Source organism: Nocardioides hankookensis (genome assembly GCF_042658885.1).
Lineage (GTDB): Bacteria > Actinomycetota > Actinomycetes > Propionibacteriales > Nocardioidaceae > Nocardioides > Nocardioides hankookensis.
Map to the genome: position 1 here is coordinate 371,096 of NZ_JBHSRJ010000002.1, position 15,951 is coordinate 387,046.

Annotated in this window: 13 protein-coding genes; 5 read left to right on the forward strand and 8 right to left on the reverse strand. The window is 71.0% G+C overall.

The genetic code is table 11. The features are described from left to right. Nucleotides 1-8: 8 nt before the first annotated feature. From ACFPYL_RS04700 to ACFPYL_RS04710, 3 genes are all read left to right on the forward strand, one after another. A complete protein-coding gene (locus tag ACFPYL_RS04700) occupies nt 9-884 on the forward strand; it encodes an NUDIX hydrolase (protein ID WP_379150911.1) in 876 nt (291 codons plus the stop codon). A 39-nt stretch (nt 885-923) separates the two neighbouring features. Further along, nucleotides 924-1,145, forward strand: a complete 222-nt coding sequence (locus tag ACFPYL_RS04705; protein ID WP_379150914.1) for a hypothetical protein — start codon at nt 924-926, stop codon at nt 1,143-1,145. A 63-nt stretch (nt 1,146-1,208) separates the two neighbouring features. After that, nucleotides 1,209-1,424, forward strand: coding sequence for a hypothetical protein (locus tag ACFPYL_RS04710; protein ID WP_379150917.1), 216 nt, complete (start codon nt 1,209-1,211; stop codon nt 1,422-1,424). A gap of 246 nt (nt 1,425-1,670) precedes the next feature. On the opposite strand, the gene ACFPYL_RS04715 is transcribed toward ACFPYL_RS04710, so the two are convergent. From ACFPYL_RS04715 to ACFPYL_RS04750, 8 genes are all read right to left on the reverse strand, one after another. Next, nucleotides 1,671-2,720 carry a hypothetical protein gene (locus tag ACFPYL_RS04715; RefSeq protein ID WP_379150920.1) on the reverse strand — a complete coding sequence of 350 codons (1,050 nt, stop codon included), beginning with the start codon at nt 2,718-2,720 and terminating at the stop codon, nt 1,671-1,673. After that, nucleotides 2,717-4,174 (reverse strand): substrate-binding domain-containing protein, encoded by a 1,458-nt coding sequence (locus ACFPYL_RS04720; protein WP_379150923.1) that lies wholly within the window; start codon nt 4,172-4,174, stop codon nt 2,717-2,719. Before ACFPYL_RS04720 ends, ACFPYL_RS04715 begins: the two co-directional genes overlap by 4 nt. Beyond that, the gene (locus ACFPYL_RS04725; protein WP_379150926.1) at nt 4,174-5,313 is read right to left on the reverse strand and encodes a hypothetical protein; all 1,140 of its coding nucleotides are present in this window, start codon (nt 5,311-5,313) and stop codon (nt 4,174-4,176) included. Before ACFPYL_RS04725 ends, ACFPYL_RS04720 begins: the two co-directional genes overlap by 1 nt. Then, nucleotides 5,310-6,332: a hypothetical protein gene (locus tag ACFPYL_RS04730; RefSeq protein WP_379150928.1), complete on the reverse strand. Its 1,023-nt coding sequence runs from the start codon at nt 6,330-6,332 to the stop codon at nt 5,310-5,312. The genes ACFPYL_RS04725 and ACFPYL_RS04730 overlap by 4 nt, the downstream gene beginning before the upstream one ends. Continuing rightward, entirely contained in the window at nt 6,332-8,071 is a 1,740-nt protein-coding gene (locus tag ACFPYL_RS04735) for a hypothetical protein (RefSeq protein ID WP_379150930.1), read from the reverse strand. Before ACFPYL_RS04735 ends, ACFPYL_RS04730 begins: the two co-directional genes overlap by 1 nt. Then, nucleotides 8,068-10,236 (reverse strand): glycosyltransferase, encoded by a 2,169-nt coding sequence (locus tag ACFPYL_RS04740; RefSeq protein ID WP_379150933.1) that lies wholly within the window; start codon nt 10,234-10,236, stop codon nt 8,068-8,070. The genes ACFPYL_RS04735 and ACFPYL_RS04740 overlap by 4 nt, the downstream gene beginning before the upstream one ends. Beyond that, nucleotides 10,233-10,481 (reverse strand): hypothetical protein, encoded by a 249-nt coding sequence (locus tag ACFPYL_RS04745; protein WP_379150936.1) that lies wholly within the window; start codon nt 10,479-10,481, stop codon nt 10,233-10,235. Before ACFPYL_RS04745 ends, ACFPYL_RS04740 begins: the two co-directional genes overlap by 4 nt. A gap of 165 nt (nt 10,482-10,646) precedes the next feature. After that, complete coding sequence (locus tag ACFPYL_RS04750; protein ID WP_379150939.1) at nt 10,647-11,819, reverse strand: glycoside hydrolase family 5 protein; 1,173 nt, start codon at nt 11,817-11,819, stop codon at nt 10,647-10,649. A gap of 59 nt (nt 11,820-11,878) precedes the next feature. Here ACFPYL_RS04750 and ACFPYL_RS04755 point away from each other — a divergent pair, with 59 nt between their 5' ends. Next, on the forward strand, nt 11,879-13,135 hold the full coding sequence (locus ACFPYL_RS04755; RefSeq protein ID WP_379150942.1) for a hydroxyacid-oxoacid transhydrogenase: 1,257 nt from the start codon (nt 11,879-11,881) through the stop codon (nt 13,133-13,135). Between the two features lies 1 nt (nt 13,136). Continuing rightward, nucleotides 13,137-15,863 carry an FAD-binding and (Fe-S)-binding domain-containing protein gene (locus ACFPYL_RS04760; RefSeq protein WP_379150945.1) on the forward strand — a complete coding sequence of 909 codons (2,727 nt, stop codon included), beginning with the start codon at nt 13,137-13,139 and terminating at the stop codon, nt 15,861-15,863. Nucleotides 15,864-15,951: the final 88 nt, after the last annotated feature.

Sequence of the window (15,951 nt, forward strand, 5' to 3'; positions counted from 1 at the left end):
CGACCCCGATGAGCGGACTGCCGAAGCGGCAGCGGGTCGCGGCGTACGCCGTGATCCTGCGTGACGGTGCCATCCTGCTGAGCCGGCTGGCGCCGTCGGTCACCCCGGACGAGCTCTGGACCCTGCCCGGCGGCGGACTCGACCACGGTGAGGACCCTCGCGACGCCGTCGTCCGCGAGATCCACGAGGAGACCGGGCTGGACGCCACGGTCGGCGAGACGGCCCGGGTCTACTCCGCGCACCTGCCGGGGGTCTGGCGCGACGGCCGCCGGGTCGACGCGCACGCGCTGCGCATCGTCTACGAGGGCTGGGTCGCGCCCGACGCACCCGAGCCGCAGGTGGTCGAGGTCGGCGGCTCGACGATGGCCGCCGACTGGAAGCCGGTGTCCGACGTGCTCGACGGCACCGTCCCCGTCGCACCCATGGTGCTCGAGGCGCTCGCGGACCACCGGCCGTTCCGGCACCAGCGGCTCGGCGCCTACGCCGTCGTACGCCGCGGTGGCGACGTGCTGCTGACCCGTATCTCGGAACGCGGTTTCCACACCGGCTCCTGGACGCTGCCCGGTGGCGGCGTCGACCACGGTGAGTCGCCGCGCTCCGCGGTGCTCCGCGAGCTGCGCGAGGAGTGCGGCCTCGACGGCACGGTCGGAGAGCTGGTCGCGGTGCACGACGACCACTTCAGCGGGACGGCGCCCTCGGGTCGCTACGAGGACTTCCACGCCGTGGCGATGGCCTTCGCGGTGACCGTCGCCGACGATGCCGAGCCGGTCCTGACCGAGGTCGACGGCACCTCCGACGCCGTCGCCTGGGTCCCGGTCGCCGATGTCGAGTCGGGCGCACTCCCGGTGCTCGACCTGGTGCGCGAGGCGCTGCGGTCGTCGTAGGCACTGCACGCGGAACCCGAACTCTGTCACCATGCGCGGATGAGCTTTGAGGGCTATCCGAGCAGGCACTTCTCGATCGCCAACGAGCGCCACGGCGAACACGAGAACGACCTTCCCCACCTCCTGCGCCGCGTCGCCACGCGGATCGAGGAGCTCGACCTCCGACCGATGGACATCTTGGACGTGACCATCCACCAGGACATCACGGAGAATGGCCCGTGGTGGGCCGCAACGGTTTACTGGTCCCCGGACGTCGATTGACCCGCGCCGACCGCACGCGCGGATCGGGCGACGAGCGACGGAGCGTGTGTGACGATCGATCCCGTGCCGAGTGATGCCCCGAGGAGAGTCCAGCCGCTCTCCGGCTACCTGATGACGGGCTTCGTGCTGTTCGTGATGTTCCTCGCCGGCCAGTCGTTCTTCTCGTCCGAGACCATCCTCTTCCGGGTGGTGTCCGCGCTGTGGTTCGCGGGCGGAGCGCTCGTGCTCTGGTACCGGTGGCGGCCCCGGGCCGATCGGGCTGACCCGCCGGGGCGATGAGTTCAGCGCCGCGGTTCGTGGTGGTCGCCGTGGGTGACGCGAGGGGCGGGATACGTGGTGGTGGTTTCGAGGCTCGCTTCGCTCGCACCTCAACCACCGTGTGCCGGGAAGCGACCGCAATCACGAGCCGGTCGTACCCGTGTAGGAAGCCTGTCGGCGCGCGACCACAGACCGACCCGCGGGCTGTGGTGGTTTCGAGGCTCGCTGCGCTCGCACCTCAACCACCGAGTGCGGCCGACCCGAGGCTCAGGGGAGTGGAGTGGCGGCGATCTCGCAGAGGTTGAGCGCGGGGTTCTGGTCGTTGTTGACGACGTAGTACGACGACAGCACGTAGGCGCGCTTGACGCCGTTGACCGAGACCCAGAGCCGCATCATGCCGTTGCGGGGGAGGTCGACGGGGCCGAGGAGGCCGGTGACCGGGTCGTAGTCGAGGTCGTCGACGTGGTCGACGTGGAGGTCGACGTCGCCCTCGCCCTGGATGTACTCGTAGTCGAGGAACGACGTCTCGGGCTTGTTGCCGGCGGGCCGGAAGGCCACGGTCTGGTCGTAGGTGTTGCTGCCCGGCTCGCAGGTCACGATCGCGTCGCCGACCCCGGGGATCGTCGTGGTGCTCGTGGTCTGGGCCATGCCCTCGGTCGTGCCGTGCCAGTTCAGACCGAACTGGCGGGGGGTGTCGGTGTGCAGCGTCAGCGACATGTTGCAGTACTGGTGGCCCGGGTAGTCGAACCGCTCCCACCACCAGTTCAGCTTGAACGACGTGATCGGGGTCGTCGGGGCACCGAGCCCGGCCTGCGCGCGGCTCGGGCGCTGGCTGATCACGCCGTACGCGTTGCCCTTCTGGAAGTCCTCGATCGAGCCCTTCTGGTTGAGCCCCTCGTTGGCCTTCGGGCCGGTGCCACCACGGCCGTCGTCGGCAGCGGTCGCGTAGGTGTACACGCGCACGTTCTTGACGGCGACGACGTCCTTGCCGCCCTTGGTCTCGAACTTGGCCATCCACATCTGGGTCTCGGGTGAGCGGCTGTTGGGCCGGATCCGGACCTGCGTGCTGTTGGGGCGGCAGACCAGGTCGACCGCGCCGATCCCGGGCACGCTCGCGCTCTTCTGGTAGACGCGGCGCTTCCGCTCGCCCTTCCAGCTCACGACGATGCGCTTGTCCTTCTGCACCGTGACGACCTTGCGGGCCGAGGCCGCGCGCTCGCCGTACGACGGCACGGGGCCCAGCGTCGCCAGGAGGCCGGCGAGGAGCAGGAGCCCGGTGCCGACCGACAGCAGGCGGGTGGTCGTCGGGGTGGTCATCGCGCCGGCGTGCCCACGTCCGTGGCGTCGGGGTCGTCGGTGGGCTCGACCTCGTCCTCCTCGGGGACGACCAGCACCGGCTGGTGCCGCCCGTCGAGCCACTCGAGCTCGAGGCGCAGGGTCTCGTCCGGCAGCGCGATCATGGCCGCCGCGTTCGCGGCGTCCTGCGACTGGTTGAGGTAGTCCTTGAGGAAGTCCTTGACCTCGTCTCGCTCCAGGGACCGGGTGGTCGTGGTGACCAGGACCTGGGTCGAGAGCGGGTAGATGCCGTTCGAGATCGTGGTCTGGCTCGGGAAGACACAGTTGCGGTGACCGTCCGGCGTGGTGATCTCGAAGGGCCGGAGCTCCTCCTCGAACAGCTCGTAGGAGCTGAACCGGGCATAGATGACGTGGCCGGTGCTGCGCTCCACGACCCGCTTGGCGTCCGCGGCGCGGGTGGCGATCTTCTGGGCCTTCTGGAACCGCTTGTGCGCGGCCTGGAAGTCGTCGGACGCCTTGGTGCGAGCGAGCCGCGCGGCGTCGACGCGGGCGGCGTCCTTGGCCTGGTCGGCGTCGCTGCGCTTGTCGCGGATGCCCTTGGCGCGCTCGGCGAGGGCGGTCTCGAGCTCGAGGCGCGCGTCGACGAGCACCTGCTTGGCAGTCACCATCTCGGACTTGCGCAACCCCAGCTGTCGGGCCATCTCCGAGTAGCCCTGGGCGATCTTGGCCCGTCGCGTGCCTCCGTTGATGAACGCGCGGGCCTGGTCGAACTTGTCGTAGCTGTAGTAGTCGGACCGCAGGTCGGTCTGGCTGGGCGCCGGGGAGCCGAGCACCGTCTTGCCGAACGTCTGGAACTCGACCGGGAACGAACGCCCGGACGGCCCGCCGACCTCGAGCGGCACGTCGTCGAACCCGAGCTGCTTCCAGTTGACGATCGGCGAACCGGCGCGCCACGTCTCCTGCACCTGGTCGGTCGACAGGCAGTCACCGCCGACGTCGGACTCCGACTTGATCGCCACGACGATCCCGTCGGAGGCGATCTGGAACTGCACGACGTCGAGACCGACGGCCTGGCAGGCCTCCCACTCGCTGCGCGTGATCGGGCGCTCGGAGTTGACCAGGTCGATCTTGCCGGAGCACAGCTCCTGGAAGGCCTGGTCCTGGTTGTTGCTGCGCAGGTTGACCGTGGTGGAGCTGCCGGTCGTGTTGTAGTGGTCGACCTCGTCCTGGGTCAGCGAGAACGTGGTCGTGCCGTCGATGTCGAGCTGCCCTGCCGGGCGGTCGGGCAGTGCGGCGTTCGCCTTGTTGATCTGCTGCTGGGCGGCCTGCTGGGCGCGGTAGTCCTGCGCCTGGGCGTCGGCGACCAGGTCGCTGGCGTCCCGGTTCTCGTCCTGCGAGCACGCGGTGAGCACCAGGGCGCCGGACAGGGCGAGCACCAGAGCCGCCGAGCGGCCGAACCTACGTGGGGTGGTCATCAGTTGCCTTCCGAGCTGGCCGAGGCCGACGGGAGGGGGGTGGCGTCGGCAGAGCTGGACCCCGGCGTGAATCGGTGACGGGGGCCCATGGCGGCGACCTCGAAGTCGTCGAGGTGCAGGCCGATCAGCTCGTTGCCGGCGATCATGTCGGACGTGACGTCGCGCTGGGCGTAGAGCGTGGGTACGGCGGCGCGGTCGACCACGATGGCGCCGTACGTGCGCAGGGCGGCGACGATCGCGTCGGCCATCCGCTGCTGCTGCGGGGTCATCTTGATCGGCTTGCCGGTGACCGGGTCGGTGGGCTGGGGGACCTCGATGTTGGCCTTGAGGCGGATCCGTGCCCCCTCGGGCAGCGAGCTGATCCGGCCGTTGCCGTCGGTGGCCGAGGCGGGCTGGACGAACACGCTGGAGGCGGGTCCGGGCACGCTGATCGCGAGCGCGTGGTTGATCAGGCCGGCCTGGAGCTCCTTGGGCCGGATCAGCCCGGCGAAGAGCGGCAGCCCGGACCCACGGGCGCTGACGGACTGCGGTGCCTGGAAGCCGGAGCCGTCGAGGTCCCACTTGCGCATGAACTGGTAGGAGATGCTGCCGTCGTCCTCGCGACGCGCGCGCCACAGGTCGTAGGCGACCGGCTGGTCGATGTCGAAGATCGTGAACCAGCCGTCGTAGCGGGGATCGGGGTCGACGTCGGTGGGCACGTTGAGCGTCGTCGTCTCCGCACCGTCGCCGCACACCAGCTGCCGGCAGACCAGCTTGGTCGGTTGGCCACCGGCCGCGAGGGCGGTCGTCCAGCGCTCGGTGTTGATGTAGACGCCTTCGTTGACGATGCGGCGCTGCGTGTGGATCGAGCCGTCGGCCGACTGCGTCACCCCGACCCGCTCGCGCGCCAGGCTGATCATCTGCGACGAGCGCTTGTCGGCCGGGGCGCCGTCGATGCGGGAATTCCACGGTGAGTCGGCGGCGAAGAAGCGGCGCTCGGGCACCGCCACCGAGCCGGCAGCGTCGGTCGGGTTGACCAGGACCTCGAGGTCGGACGACCTGTCCGAGCCGTTGGCGTCTCCCGAGCAGCCGGCAAGAGCGAGCGCGCTGATCACGACGAGCGCGAGAGCGCCGGCCGCGCCGCGGCGACGGGTGTTCATGCGTGGTCCCCGGGACCGTGGTGCGCAGGGGTGAGGGTCGACTCGATCGACTCGGCGAAGCGCGAGACGGCGTCGCTGATCTCCGCCAGCTGCCGGCTGTCCCGGTTGGACTGGGCGGACGGGGCGCCGAGTCCGGCCTGCGTGCGGGCGGCGCTGATGATCGCGTGCGCCTCGCGGCGCGCGGTGATGCGGATGAGCTCGGCGTCGAGCTCGGCCTGGGCGGTCAGCAGCTCGGCGCGGCGGGCCGCCTCGGCCTCGAGCGCGGCGAGGTGGTGCAGGGTCGCGTTCTCCGCGTCTCGGAGCCGCTCGATCGCCGCGTCGGCGACCGCCTGCACCGTCGCGCCGAGGTAGGTGGTGTCGTCGACGACCGGGTCGGCCGGGGTCGGCCGGACCGGCTCCGCCGGCATCCGCCGGGTCGGCGTCTGGTCGGCGTACACGGGCTCGGTCAGGGCAGCTTGGCTCACGGCGGTCTCTGTGGGTGCGAAGGCGGGTGCGAAGGCGGGTTCGGCGACGGCGTCCCCGGACAGGTTGGCGATCGGCATGATCGGCGGGGCGACGGGCGGCGTCACCGCGGCGGGCTCGACCGCCGACTTCTGCCGGGTGGGCTTGGTCATCGACGGGTGGTTGCGGGCCTCGGTCTTGCGGGCCGCGGGCTTGCGCGTGGTCGTCTTCGCGGTCTTGGCAGCGGGCTTGCGGGCCCGGGCCGGCTTCTCCGGCGCGGCCTCGACGACGGGCTCGGGCTCCACGACCGCCTCGGCCTCGACCTGCGCCTCCGCCTCCGCCTCCGCCTCGACCTCGGTCTCGGTCTCGGGGGCCGGCACCACCTCGACCACGCGGCGGCGCGGCAGGACCGTCGTCGCCGTGGTCTCCGGGGCACGCTCCTCGTCGTCGGGAGTCGGGTCGGGGACGGCGACCAGGCGGGTCGCGAAGTCGACCTTGCCGACCCGCGAGTCGGCGTCGAGCGCCAGCAGGTCATCGACGCTGGGCGCCGCCTGGATGGGGTTCGCCTTCTGGTCCATCACTGGCTCGCCCCGTTCGTGCTGGTCTGGGTGGACAGGGAGGAGCCCCCGTCGGGATCGAAGTTGGCGGGCACACCGACCAGCACGTAACGGTCGGTGCGGTAGATGACCGGGAGGCGTGGGTCCGAGCCGTCCGCGGCGTTCGGGTAGGTCTGCGCCAGGAGGTCGCCGCCGCCGGTGAACAGCAGCATGTAGTCGACGTACTGCGCCGGGTCGGCGGCGATCGCCTTCCACGGACCGTCACTCTTGTCGACCCGGTCGACGAAGAGGTCCGGGCGACCGGTCATCAGCATCACCCCGTACGTCTGCGCGTTGTCGGTGAGGATCGAGTTCGGGTTGGTGATGTTGGAGGTGATGTACTCCGCCGTCGCCTGCTCGTCCCGGACTCCGACCTTGGACCCGCTCGCCGTCGTGGCTCCCTCCTGGGAGTCGCGCGTCGAGATCGCCGCGGCGAAGTTCGACTCGAGGTTCTGGTAGCGGTAGGTCTTCATCGCCTGGAACGTCCACGGGATGCTCAGCAGCAGCGCCACGATCAGCGCGATGCTGACGAGCAAGTTGTTGGACTCCGCGGAGCGGGCGATCCAGACGGTTCCGATCACGGAGAAGAGCAGGATCGGCAGCGCGTTGCGCATCTGCATCGGCGAGTCCGTCAGGTGCAACGCGACGGACAGGGCCGGCGACACGATGGCCGCGGCGAGCAGCACCCCGAGCCAGAGGGACAGCGGGTTGTTGCGGGCGATGCCGACGAAGATCAGCACGGGCAGCACCACGAAGGCGATCGGCGCGCCGTACAGCACCAAGGACAGCGTGTCGTGGAGGAGCTCGACGCCGGTGAAGGTGCCCGGGTCACCGCCGCCGGCGTCGCTGGCGCCGCTGATCCAGTAGAAGGGCTTCGAGAGCAGGATCAGGTTGAAGACGCACCACAGGGCGATGACGTACGCCGTCGGGACGGCGAAGCCGACCGTGGTGCCCTCCACCTCGCTGCCGTCGGCACCGAGCTTGGCGAGGATCGAGCCGATCATCAGCGCGGTGAGCACGAACCACAGCAGGCTGCCGTAGCCGGAGAGCGCGGCCACCGAGAAGGCCAGTCCGGCGAGCATCACGAAGCGGACGTCCGCGGTGATGTACCAGGCCATGATCCCGCCCATCGCGACCACCACGAAGGCGATCCAGATGAACTGACGGGCACCGCCCGACGCGTAGAGCAGGAAGAGCGGGTTGAGGCCGAGCGCGAGCAGCGCGGCGTACCGCAGCGGGGTGAGCAGCTGGGCGCGGCGCATCATCGTGTTCAGCACCAGCATGGTGAGGCCGGCGAACACCGCGGAGGCGATCGGCACGGCCCACAGCGACGACGTGACCGCCGGGAAGATCGCCAGCGGCGAGATCAGCAGCGTGGCCAGCGGCGGGTAGTCGAAGCCGAGTGCCGACAGCTTGGCCGGGTCGTTGTGCCAGATCATCAGCGCGCGGTTGAGGCGGTCCAGCGTCTCGAAGCCGACGACGTGCATCTTGACGACCAGCCAGTAGCCGAACCAGATGTAGAAGCCGGTGAAGCCGACGAAGATCGCCAGGCTCTCCCAGGGGCGGCGGGTGATGTCGGGCGTGCGCCGGTGGATGGACTGCACCAGGGAGGCACGGCGGGCCTTCGACGCCTCGATGTGGGCGGCGGCCTTGTCGGCGTCCGGCGCGACGAGGGTGACCTCGGCGGCCTCGGGGTTGGTGGTCTCGGGAGTCGCCGTCACAGCTCGTCACCCTCACCGTCGTCGAGACCGTGCTCGGTCTTCTCCCAGTAGAAGGGGTTCGTGAAGAGCTGGATCGCGCCCTTCCAGGCGGCCCAGCTCATCAGGCCCCAGTACAGCGGCGACAGCAGCGCCGTCCGGGTGATGCCGAACTCGCCGCGCTGCAGGCTACCCGCGACGTTGAGGTAGACGAAGACGAAGTTGCCGATGAAGAGCAGGGCGCTGGCCGCGTAGAAGACGAAGCCGGGGAACATCTGCTGGATGAACCCTGCCTGCGTGAAGATGTAGAGCGTCGAGAGCGCCCAGAAGATGGGGTTCATCAGCAGCACGAAGGCGTTGCCCATCGTGAGGTTGAAGCTGAGGAACCCGCGGACGCCGGTCTCCCGGGCCAGGGTGCCGGGGCTGCGCATGTGCACGAGCCAGGTCTGGAAGTAGCCCTTGATCCAACGGCTGCGCTGGCGGATCCAGTTCGGGACGCTGGAGTTGGCCTCCTCGAGCGTCGTCGAGTCGATCATCGCGGTCCGGTAGCCCTGGCGGTGCAGGCGGATGCCGAGGTCGGCGTCCTCCGTGACGTTGAAGGGGTCCCAGGCGCCGAGCTCGCGCAGCACCGAGGTGATGAAGTGGTTGGAGGTGCCACCGAGCGGGATCGGCGAGCCCGCCGCGCCCATGGCCGGCAGCACCAGCTCGAAGTGCATCGAGTACTCGTTGGCGAACCACGCGGTCAGGAGGTTCTGGTCCTGGTTGAAGTGGTTGAGCTTGGCCTGGATGCACGCGACGTTCGAGGCCACGGTCTGGAAGGCGAGGTACGCCTTCTTGAGCTCGTCGGCGTCCGGCCGGTCCTCGGCGTCGAAGATCACGCAGTAGGAGCCGGTCGCGAGCTGGAGGCCGTAGTTGCAGGCCTTCGGCTTGGTCTTCGGCTGGCTGTCCGGCACCACGACGAGGTGGAAGTGCGGCGGCAGGTTCAGCGACTTGATCATCTCGACGGTCTCGACGTCGTCCTCCTCGCAGAGGAGCTTCACGTCGAGTCGGGTGCGCGGCCAGTCCAGCCCGTTGATGCCCTTGACGAGGCGGCGGACGATGCCGGCCTCCTTGTAGAGCGGCACCAGGATCGTGTACATCGGCAGGTCGCGGTCGTCGAGGGCGGCGACCATCTCGTCGGTCACGTCGGTCTCGAGGTGCGTGCCGAGCGCCCGGAAGGTGAGCTGGAACTTGTAGCAGGAGACCAGCAGGTAGACCAGGGACAGCACCGCGACGATGCCGATGAGCGTGGCCATCGGCCAGAAGATCGCGCTGAGCACGACGACGATCCCGACGCAGACGGCCAGGGCCTTCTGGTTGCTGGCGAAGACCACGTGGGCCGAGGCCTCGGGCTGCGACTCCATCAGCGAGACGGTCGAGATCGACGCGTAGTGCTCGCTGTGCACCTCCTGGATCAGCTGGTCGAGCTCGGTGCGGTTGGCGAGGAGCTGCCGGAACGGCGACCCGAGGGCCTCCTCGACGTCGAGCGTCTGCTCGGGGTCCAGCGGCCGGGCGGTGGCGAGCAGCACCAGGTCGGAGGTCGCCGCGACCGGGATCGCCTGGAGCCGCTGGGCGAGGTGCTCGGGCAGCCGGCGGGCGACCTCGAGGTCCGGCGCGAAGTCGGCGAGGCCGACCCGCTGCATCTGGTAGAGCTCGGAGAGCGCTGCGACCAGCACGTCCTCGGAGATCGACTCGTGGGCGACCAGGATGTCGCCCAGCGGGTCGCCGGTCCGGGAGTACTCGAGCATGGCCGCCTGGAGCTGCTCGTTGGTGACCAGGCCGCTGCTCGTGAGCATCCGTGCGAGCTGGACGCGCGAGCGACGCTCGTCGGCGGTCTCGATCTGGCCCTCGAGGGGCGGGTAGACCGCGTCGATCGCCTCGGTGACCTCGTTGCCGGTGTGGCGCACCAGCTGGACCTGACGGTCGATCCGCTCGGCGACGACGCGCTGGGTGATCGTGTCCTGGACGTCGGCGGCGGCGACGAGCACGACGCCGTCGGCCACGGCGTACGGCAGCACCCGGAAGGTGCGGCAGATGCCCTCGGGCAGGAGGCGACCGAGGTCGGGTGAGACGCCGTCGCCGAGGCGGGCGCGGACCGGGGCGGCCGCCGCGGTCGTCGTAGAGGTCGGGGGGTTCGCGGTGGTGGTCATGACGTGCCTGCTCCGAATCCCGAGGCGGAGGGGGCCGCCGGCGACCCGGGCGTCACCGAGCGGGGCCGGCTGCCGCGCGAGCGCCAGACGACGTAGACGAGGTAGCCGGCGCCGAGGGTCAGCAGCGGAGCGATGAGGAACGGGATGAAGACGACGAAGAAGAGCAGCAGCGTCAACAGGACCCGCAGCATCGCTGCCCCCATCGACATGCGCTGTGGGCCCGCCTGACCGGCGTGCACGTTCATGTGTTGTCCCCTTGGATAGTCGCGTTGCGACCCGAGATGTCCCCTCAAGCTGAAAAAAGGCTATCCGGGCGTGATCGACGGGGGCTCAACACGCGATCCACAGTCGGGTAACAAGTGTGGAGGGGCGGTTCGACCGCCTGAGCGTCGCCTGGAGGGGGTTTTCGGTCAGCTGTCGTCCGCGGTCGACCGCAGGTAGCGACGCGCGAGGACGCCGTACTCGGTCGGCGTGCCGGTGACGTCCTTGACCAGCGCCATCGGGTCGGCCGGGTGGTCCGCCCAGACCCAGAACAGCGAGCCGATCCCGTGCTTGTCGGCCCAGGCCAGGTAGCGGGTGACGTAGCCGTCCAGCGGGTCGTCGGCGCCCAGCTCGCCGGTGAGCACCGGCACCCGGTCGGCGATCGGGGCGAGGACGCTGTCCCAGCACTTCTCGTCGGCGCACTTCTTGAAGTCGTAGCTGTGGAACGAGGCCACCAGCTGGTCGTCCTCGGGTGCGTAGTCGAGCCAGCGCGACAGGTCGTTGGCGTAGTCGAGGCCGCCGAGCAGCACCGGCTGGTGCGCTCCGGCGTCGCGGATCTCGCGGACGACCGAGGCCATGCCCTGCACGGTGTAGGTGGTCAGCCCGTTGGTGGGGGTCTGGTCGTCCTCGACCGGCGCCTCGCAGCCGCCGTCGCGCCAGCACTCCCAGGTCAGGTCGAAGACCAGGTTGTCGAGGGCGTCGTACCTCGAGTACGGCTCGTTGAAGGCGTCGAACATCACCGAGGGGTTGTCGCGGTACTCGCCGGCCACCGAGCGCCAGAACGACAGCGACTCGGAGTCGGGCATCGCGACGTTGCCGAACTCGGGCTGCCCGATGCGCTTGCGGCTGTGCAGGTCGAGGACCACGACCATGCCCTGCCGGTTGAGCGCCGTCACGAAGCGCTGCACGCTCGCCCGGTAGCCGGCGGCGGTGCGCTCCTCGAACTGGTCGCTGACGGGTGCGCCCCGGGTGCCCAGCCAGCAGTCCTGGTTGAGCGGGAGGCGGACGGTGTTGGCGCCCCAGGACGCGATCGCCTTGGCCTCGCTGTTCGCGGCGTCGGGGTCGCTGAGCGTGTCGAGCGACGACATCCCCCAGCCCTGGGCGCACGCGTACTCGAAGCTGCTCCAGTTGACACCGCGCGGGACGAAGGTGGCGTCGCTGCGCTGGTCGACGAGCCGGTTGCCGTCGACGACGGGCTGCGGGGCCCCGGTCTCCACCCCGGGATCCGAGGGCGCGGAGTCGCGGCGCTCGGCATAGATCGCACCGCCGGTGAGCAGCACGACAACCGCTGCCACCGGCACGATCCAACGCGCGTGCCGCATGAAGCCCCCCTCTTCCAACGAGGAATGGTACGGGCAGGTCCTGCCTCTATGGTGACCGAATGGGTGAGACCGTCTTCACGTACGCCGCGCCGGCCCTCAAGTTCGGGCCGGGTGCGGCCGCCGAGATCGGGCCCGACCTCGCGCGCAGCGGTGCCCGCCGCGTGCTCCTGGTGACCGACCCAGGGGTCGCCGCCACAGGTCATCCGGAGCGGATCGCCGAGCAGGTCGCCGCGGCCGGCCTCAGCGTCACGACGTACGACGGCGTGCACGTGGAGCCGACGGATGCATCGCTGAGCGAGGCGATCGGGTTCGCCCGCGACGCGGGACCCTTCGACGTGATCCTCGCGGTCGGCGGCGGCTCGGCGATCGACACCGCCAAGGCGGTCAACCTGCTGACGACCAACCCGGGCGAGCTGATGGACTACGTCAATGCCCCGGTCGGGAAGGCGCAGTCGCCCACCCAGCCGCTGCTGCCGCTCGTCGCCGTGCCCACGACGACGGGCACCGGCTCCGAGAGCACCACGATCTGCGTGCTCGACGTGCTCTCCCTGCACGTGAAGACCGGCATCAGCCACCCGGCGCTGCGCCCCACGAGCGCCGTGGTCGACCCGACGCTGACGGTGACCCAGCCGACGATGGTCACCGCCGCGGCCGGGATGGACATCCTCTGCCACGCCCTCGAGAGCTACACCGCGCGCTGGTACGCCGACTTCGACGCCAAGCGTCCCGAGGAGCGGGTGCCCTACTGCGGGGCGAACCCGATCGCCGACCTGTGGTCGGAGAAGGCGCTGGGTCTGCTGGCCGGGGCGTTCCGGTCGGCGGTGCGCGACGGGTCCGACACGCAGGCGCGCGAGCAGATGGCGCTCGCGGCGACCTTCGCCGGCCTCGGCTTCGGCAACGCCGGCGTGCACATCCCGCACGCCAACGCCTACCCGATCGCCGGCCGGGTGCGGGACTACAGCCCGGAGGGCTACCCCGACGAGCCGATGGTGCCGCACGGGATGGCGGTCGCGCTGACGGCGCCCGAGGCCTTCCGCTTCACCTTCGACGCCGCGCCCGACCGGCACCTGCACGCCGCCCGGCTGCTCGACCCCGCAGCCGGCACGGGGCCCGACGCCCTCCCGACGGTCATCACCGCGCTGATGCGCGACATCGGGCTGCCCAGCGGCCTGGCCGAGATCGGGTACGGCGAGGCCGACGTCCAGGGCCTCGTCGGCGGCGCCCTCCAGCAGCAGCGGTTGCTGGCCACCGCGCCGAAGAGTCCCACGGACGAGGACCTGGCCGAGGTGTTCCGCCGGTCGATGGAACACTGGTGACGTGACGCAGACGCCCTCCGACCTCGCGGGTGAGCTGCGTCGTCGGGGGATCGGCGACGTCGACGACTCGACGCTCACTCGGGCCCTCTACTCCTCCGACGCCTCGCTCTACCGGGTCGTCCCGCAGGTCGTGGTGCGGCCTCGGCACACCGACGAGCTGGCCGCGGTCCTCGAGGTGTCCGGCGAGACGGGCGCGCCGGTGACGATGCGTGGAGCAGGAACCTCGATCGCTGGCAACGCGGTCGGGACTGGCATCGTCGTGGACACGCTGAAGCACCTCAACCAGGTCGTCTCCATCGACGCCGAGGCGCGCAGCGCCGTCGTCCAGCCCGGCGTCGTGCACGCCGACCTCCAGCGCGCGGCCGCGCCGTACGGCCTGCGGTTCGGGCCGGACCCCTCGACGCACACCCGCTGCACGATCGGCGGGATGATCGGCAACAACGCGTGCGGGTCGCGGGCGCTCGCCTACGGCCGGACCTCGGACAACGTGCTCGGCCTCGACGTGGTCCACGGCCCCGGAGCGGTGGACGTGGAGGCGCGGCTCGGGGCGCTGGTCGACCAGCACCTGGCGCACATCCGTACGACGTTCGGCCGGTTCACCCGCCAGGTGAGCGGCTACTCGCTCGAGCACCTGCTGCCGGAGAACGGGCGGTCGCTGGACCGCTTCCTGGTCGGCTCGGAGGGCACGCTCGCGATCGTGCGGTCGGCGACGGTCCGCCTCGTCGAGGACGACCCCGACCGGCACCTGGTGGTGCTCGGCTACCCGTCGATGGCGGAGGCGGCCGACGCCGTACCCGCCCTGCTGGCGGTGGCCCCGGGGATGACCGCCTGCGAGGGCCTGGACTCGCGGATCGTCGACCTGGTGTCGGGCGCGCCGGAGCTGCCGCGCGGTGCCGGCTGGCTGTTCGTCGAGGTGCCGGCGGCCGAGACCGCCGCCGTGGTGGCCGCCTCCGACGCGCTCGAGCACCGACTGGTCGAGGACCCGCGCGAGGCGGCCGCGCTCTGGCGCATCCGCGAGGACGGCGCCGGGCTCGCGGCCCGGTCGCTCTCGCGCCCGGCGTACTCCGGCTGGGAGGACGCCGCGGTGCCGCCGGAGCGGCTCGGCGCCTGGCTGCGCGACTTCGACGAGCTGCTGCGCGAGCACGACCTCGACGGTGTGCCCTACGGCCACTTCGGCGACGGCTGCGTGCACGTGCGCATCGACTTCCCGCTGACCGACCCGGATGGCAGCAGGGTCTTCCGCGACTTCCTGACCGCCTGCGCCCACAAGCTCCGCGGGCACGGCGGCTCCCTGTCGGGGGAGCACGGCGACGGCCGGGCGCGGTCCGAGCTGCTGTCGGTCATGTACGACGAGCAGTCGCTGGCGCTGTTCGGCGCGGTCAAGGCGATCTGCGACCCCGACAACCTGCTCAACCCGGGCAACATCGTCGACCCTGCGCCGCTGGACGCCGACCTGCGCGCCCCCCGGCCTCGCCAGCCGGTCAACGCCGGGCTCAAGCTGGTCCACGACGGCGGGGTGCTGGGCAACGCGGTGCACCGCTGCACCGGCGTCGGCAAGTGCGTGGCTCCGAAGACCAACGGCGTGATGTGCCCGTCGTACCTCGCGACCCGGGACGAGAAGGACTCCACCCGCGGCCGGTCCCGGGTGCTCCAGGAGGCGCTCGACGGCGAGCTCGTCGGCGGGCTCGCCGACCCGGCGGTGGGCGAGGCGCTCGACCTCTGCCTGGCCTGCAAGGGGTGCGCGTCCGACTGCCCGACCGGCGTCGACATGGCGACGTACAAGGCCGAGGCGCTGCACCAGAAGCACGACGTGCTGGGGGAGAAGCGCCCGCGCAGCCACTACCTGCTCGGCCGGCTGCCGAAGTGGGCCGCGCTGGCCGCCCCGATGGCGCCGGTCGCCAACCGGATGATGCGGCTCGGGCCGGTCGCACGGCTGGCCAAGGCCACGGCCGGCATCGACCAGCGCCGCTCGATCCCGGCGTTCGCGCCGAGGACGCTCCGGCGATCGGTGGGCACGCCCGACGTCGTGCCGGACGTGTGGATCTGGGCGGACTCCTTCAGCGACCACTTCTTCCCGGGCAACGGGCACGCGGCGATCGACTACCTCGCCTCGGTCGGCGTGACGGCGCGGGTGATCGCCGACGACGCCTGCTGCGGGCTCACCTGGGTGACCACCGGCCAGCTCGACCAGGCGCGCTCGATCATGGAGCGGACGGTGCGCACGCTCACGCCGTACGTCGACTCCGGCGTGCCGGTCGTCGGCCTGGAGCCGTCGTGCCTGGCGACCCTGCGCAGCGACGCGGCGGAGCTGACCGGCGCGAACCTCGGCGTGCTGAGCTTCGCCGAGCTGGTCGAGCGGCTCGACCTGCCGCTGCCGGACCTGACCGGGGTGGAGGTCGTGGCGCAGCCGCACTGCCACCACACCTCGATCCTCGGCTGGGCCGCCGACAAGCGGATCCTCGAGAAGGCCGGCGCCGCCGTCACGCAGGTCGCCGGGTGCTGCGGGCTGGCCGGCAACTTCGGCATGGAGAAGGGTCACTACGAGGTCTCGGTCGCCGTCGCCGAGACGCACCTGCTGCCCGCCGTCCGGGCGAACCCGGACGCGGTCGTGCTCGCCGACGGCATGTCCTGCCGGGTCCAGCTCGACGACCTCGCGCAGCAGCCGACGATGCACCTGGCCGAGCTCTTCGCCTCGCGCGCGGTCTCGCCATCCCCGCGGCGGCGGTGAGCCAGCAACCGAACCTTTCCTGTACTCGGTCGAGAACGGTTGCCAGTGCACCGCTGGGTGTGTCGCATCGACGCTGCGTGACACGGCC

Bases quoted from the DNA above. Each gene is read 5' to 3' on its own strand.
- ACFPYL_RS04700 (WP_379150911.1), top strand. From the start codon at position 9: ATGAGCGGACTGCCGAAGCGGCAGCGGGTCGCGGCGTACGCCGTGATC.
- ACFPYL_RS04705 (WP_379150914.1), top strand. From the start codon at position 924: ATGAGCTTTGAGGGCTATCCGAGCAGGCACTTCTCGATCGCCAACGAG.
- ACFPYL_RS04715 (WP_379150920.1), bottom strand. From the start codon at position 2,720: ATGACCACCCCGACGACCACCCGCCTGCTGTCGGTCGGCACCGGGCTC.
- ACFPYL_RS04720 (WP_379150923.1), bottom strand. From the start codon at position 4,174: ATGACCACCCCACGTAGGTTCGGCCGCTCGGCGGCTCTGGTGCTCGCC.
- ACFPYL_RS04725 (WP_379150926.1), bottom strand. From the start codon at position 5,313: ATGAACACCCGTCGCCGCGGCGCGGCCGGCGCTCTCGCGCTCGTCGTG.
- ACFPYL_RS04730 (WP_379150928.1), bottom strand. From the start codon at position 6,332: ATGGACCAGAAGGCGAACCCCATCCAGGCGGCGCCCAGCGTCGATGAC.
- ACFPYL_RS04740 (WP_379150933.1), bottom strand. From the start codon at position 10,236: ATGACCACCACCGCGAACCCCCCGACCTCTACGACGACCGCGGCGGCC.
- ACFPYL_RS04745 (WP_379150936.1), bottom strand. From the start codon at position 10,481: ATGAACGTGCACGCCGGTCAGGCGGGCCCACAGCGCATGTCGATGGGG.
- ACFPYL_RS04750 (WP_379150939.1), bottom strand. From the start codon at position 11,819: ATGCGGCACGCGCGTTGGATCGTGCCGGTGGCAGCGGTTGTCGTGCTG.
- ACFPYL_RS04755 (WP_379150942.1), top strand. From the start codon at position 11,879: ATGGGTGAGACCGTCTTCACGTACGCCGCGCCGGCCCTCAAGTTCGGG.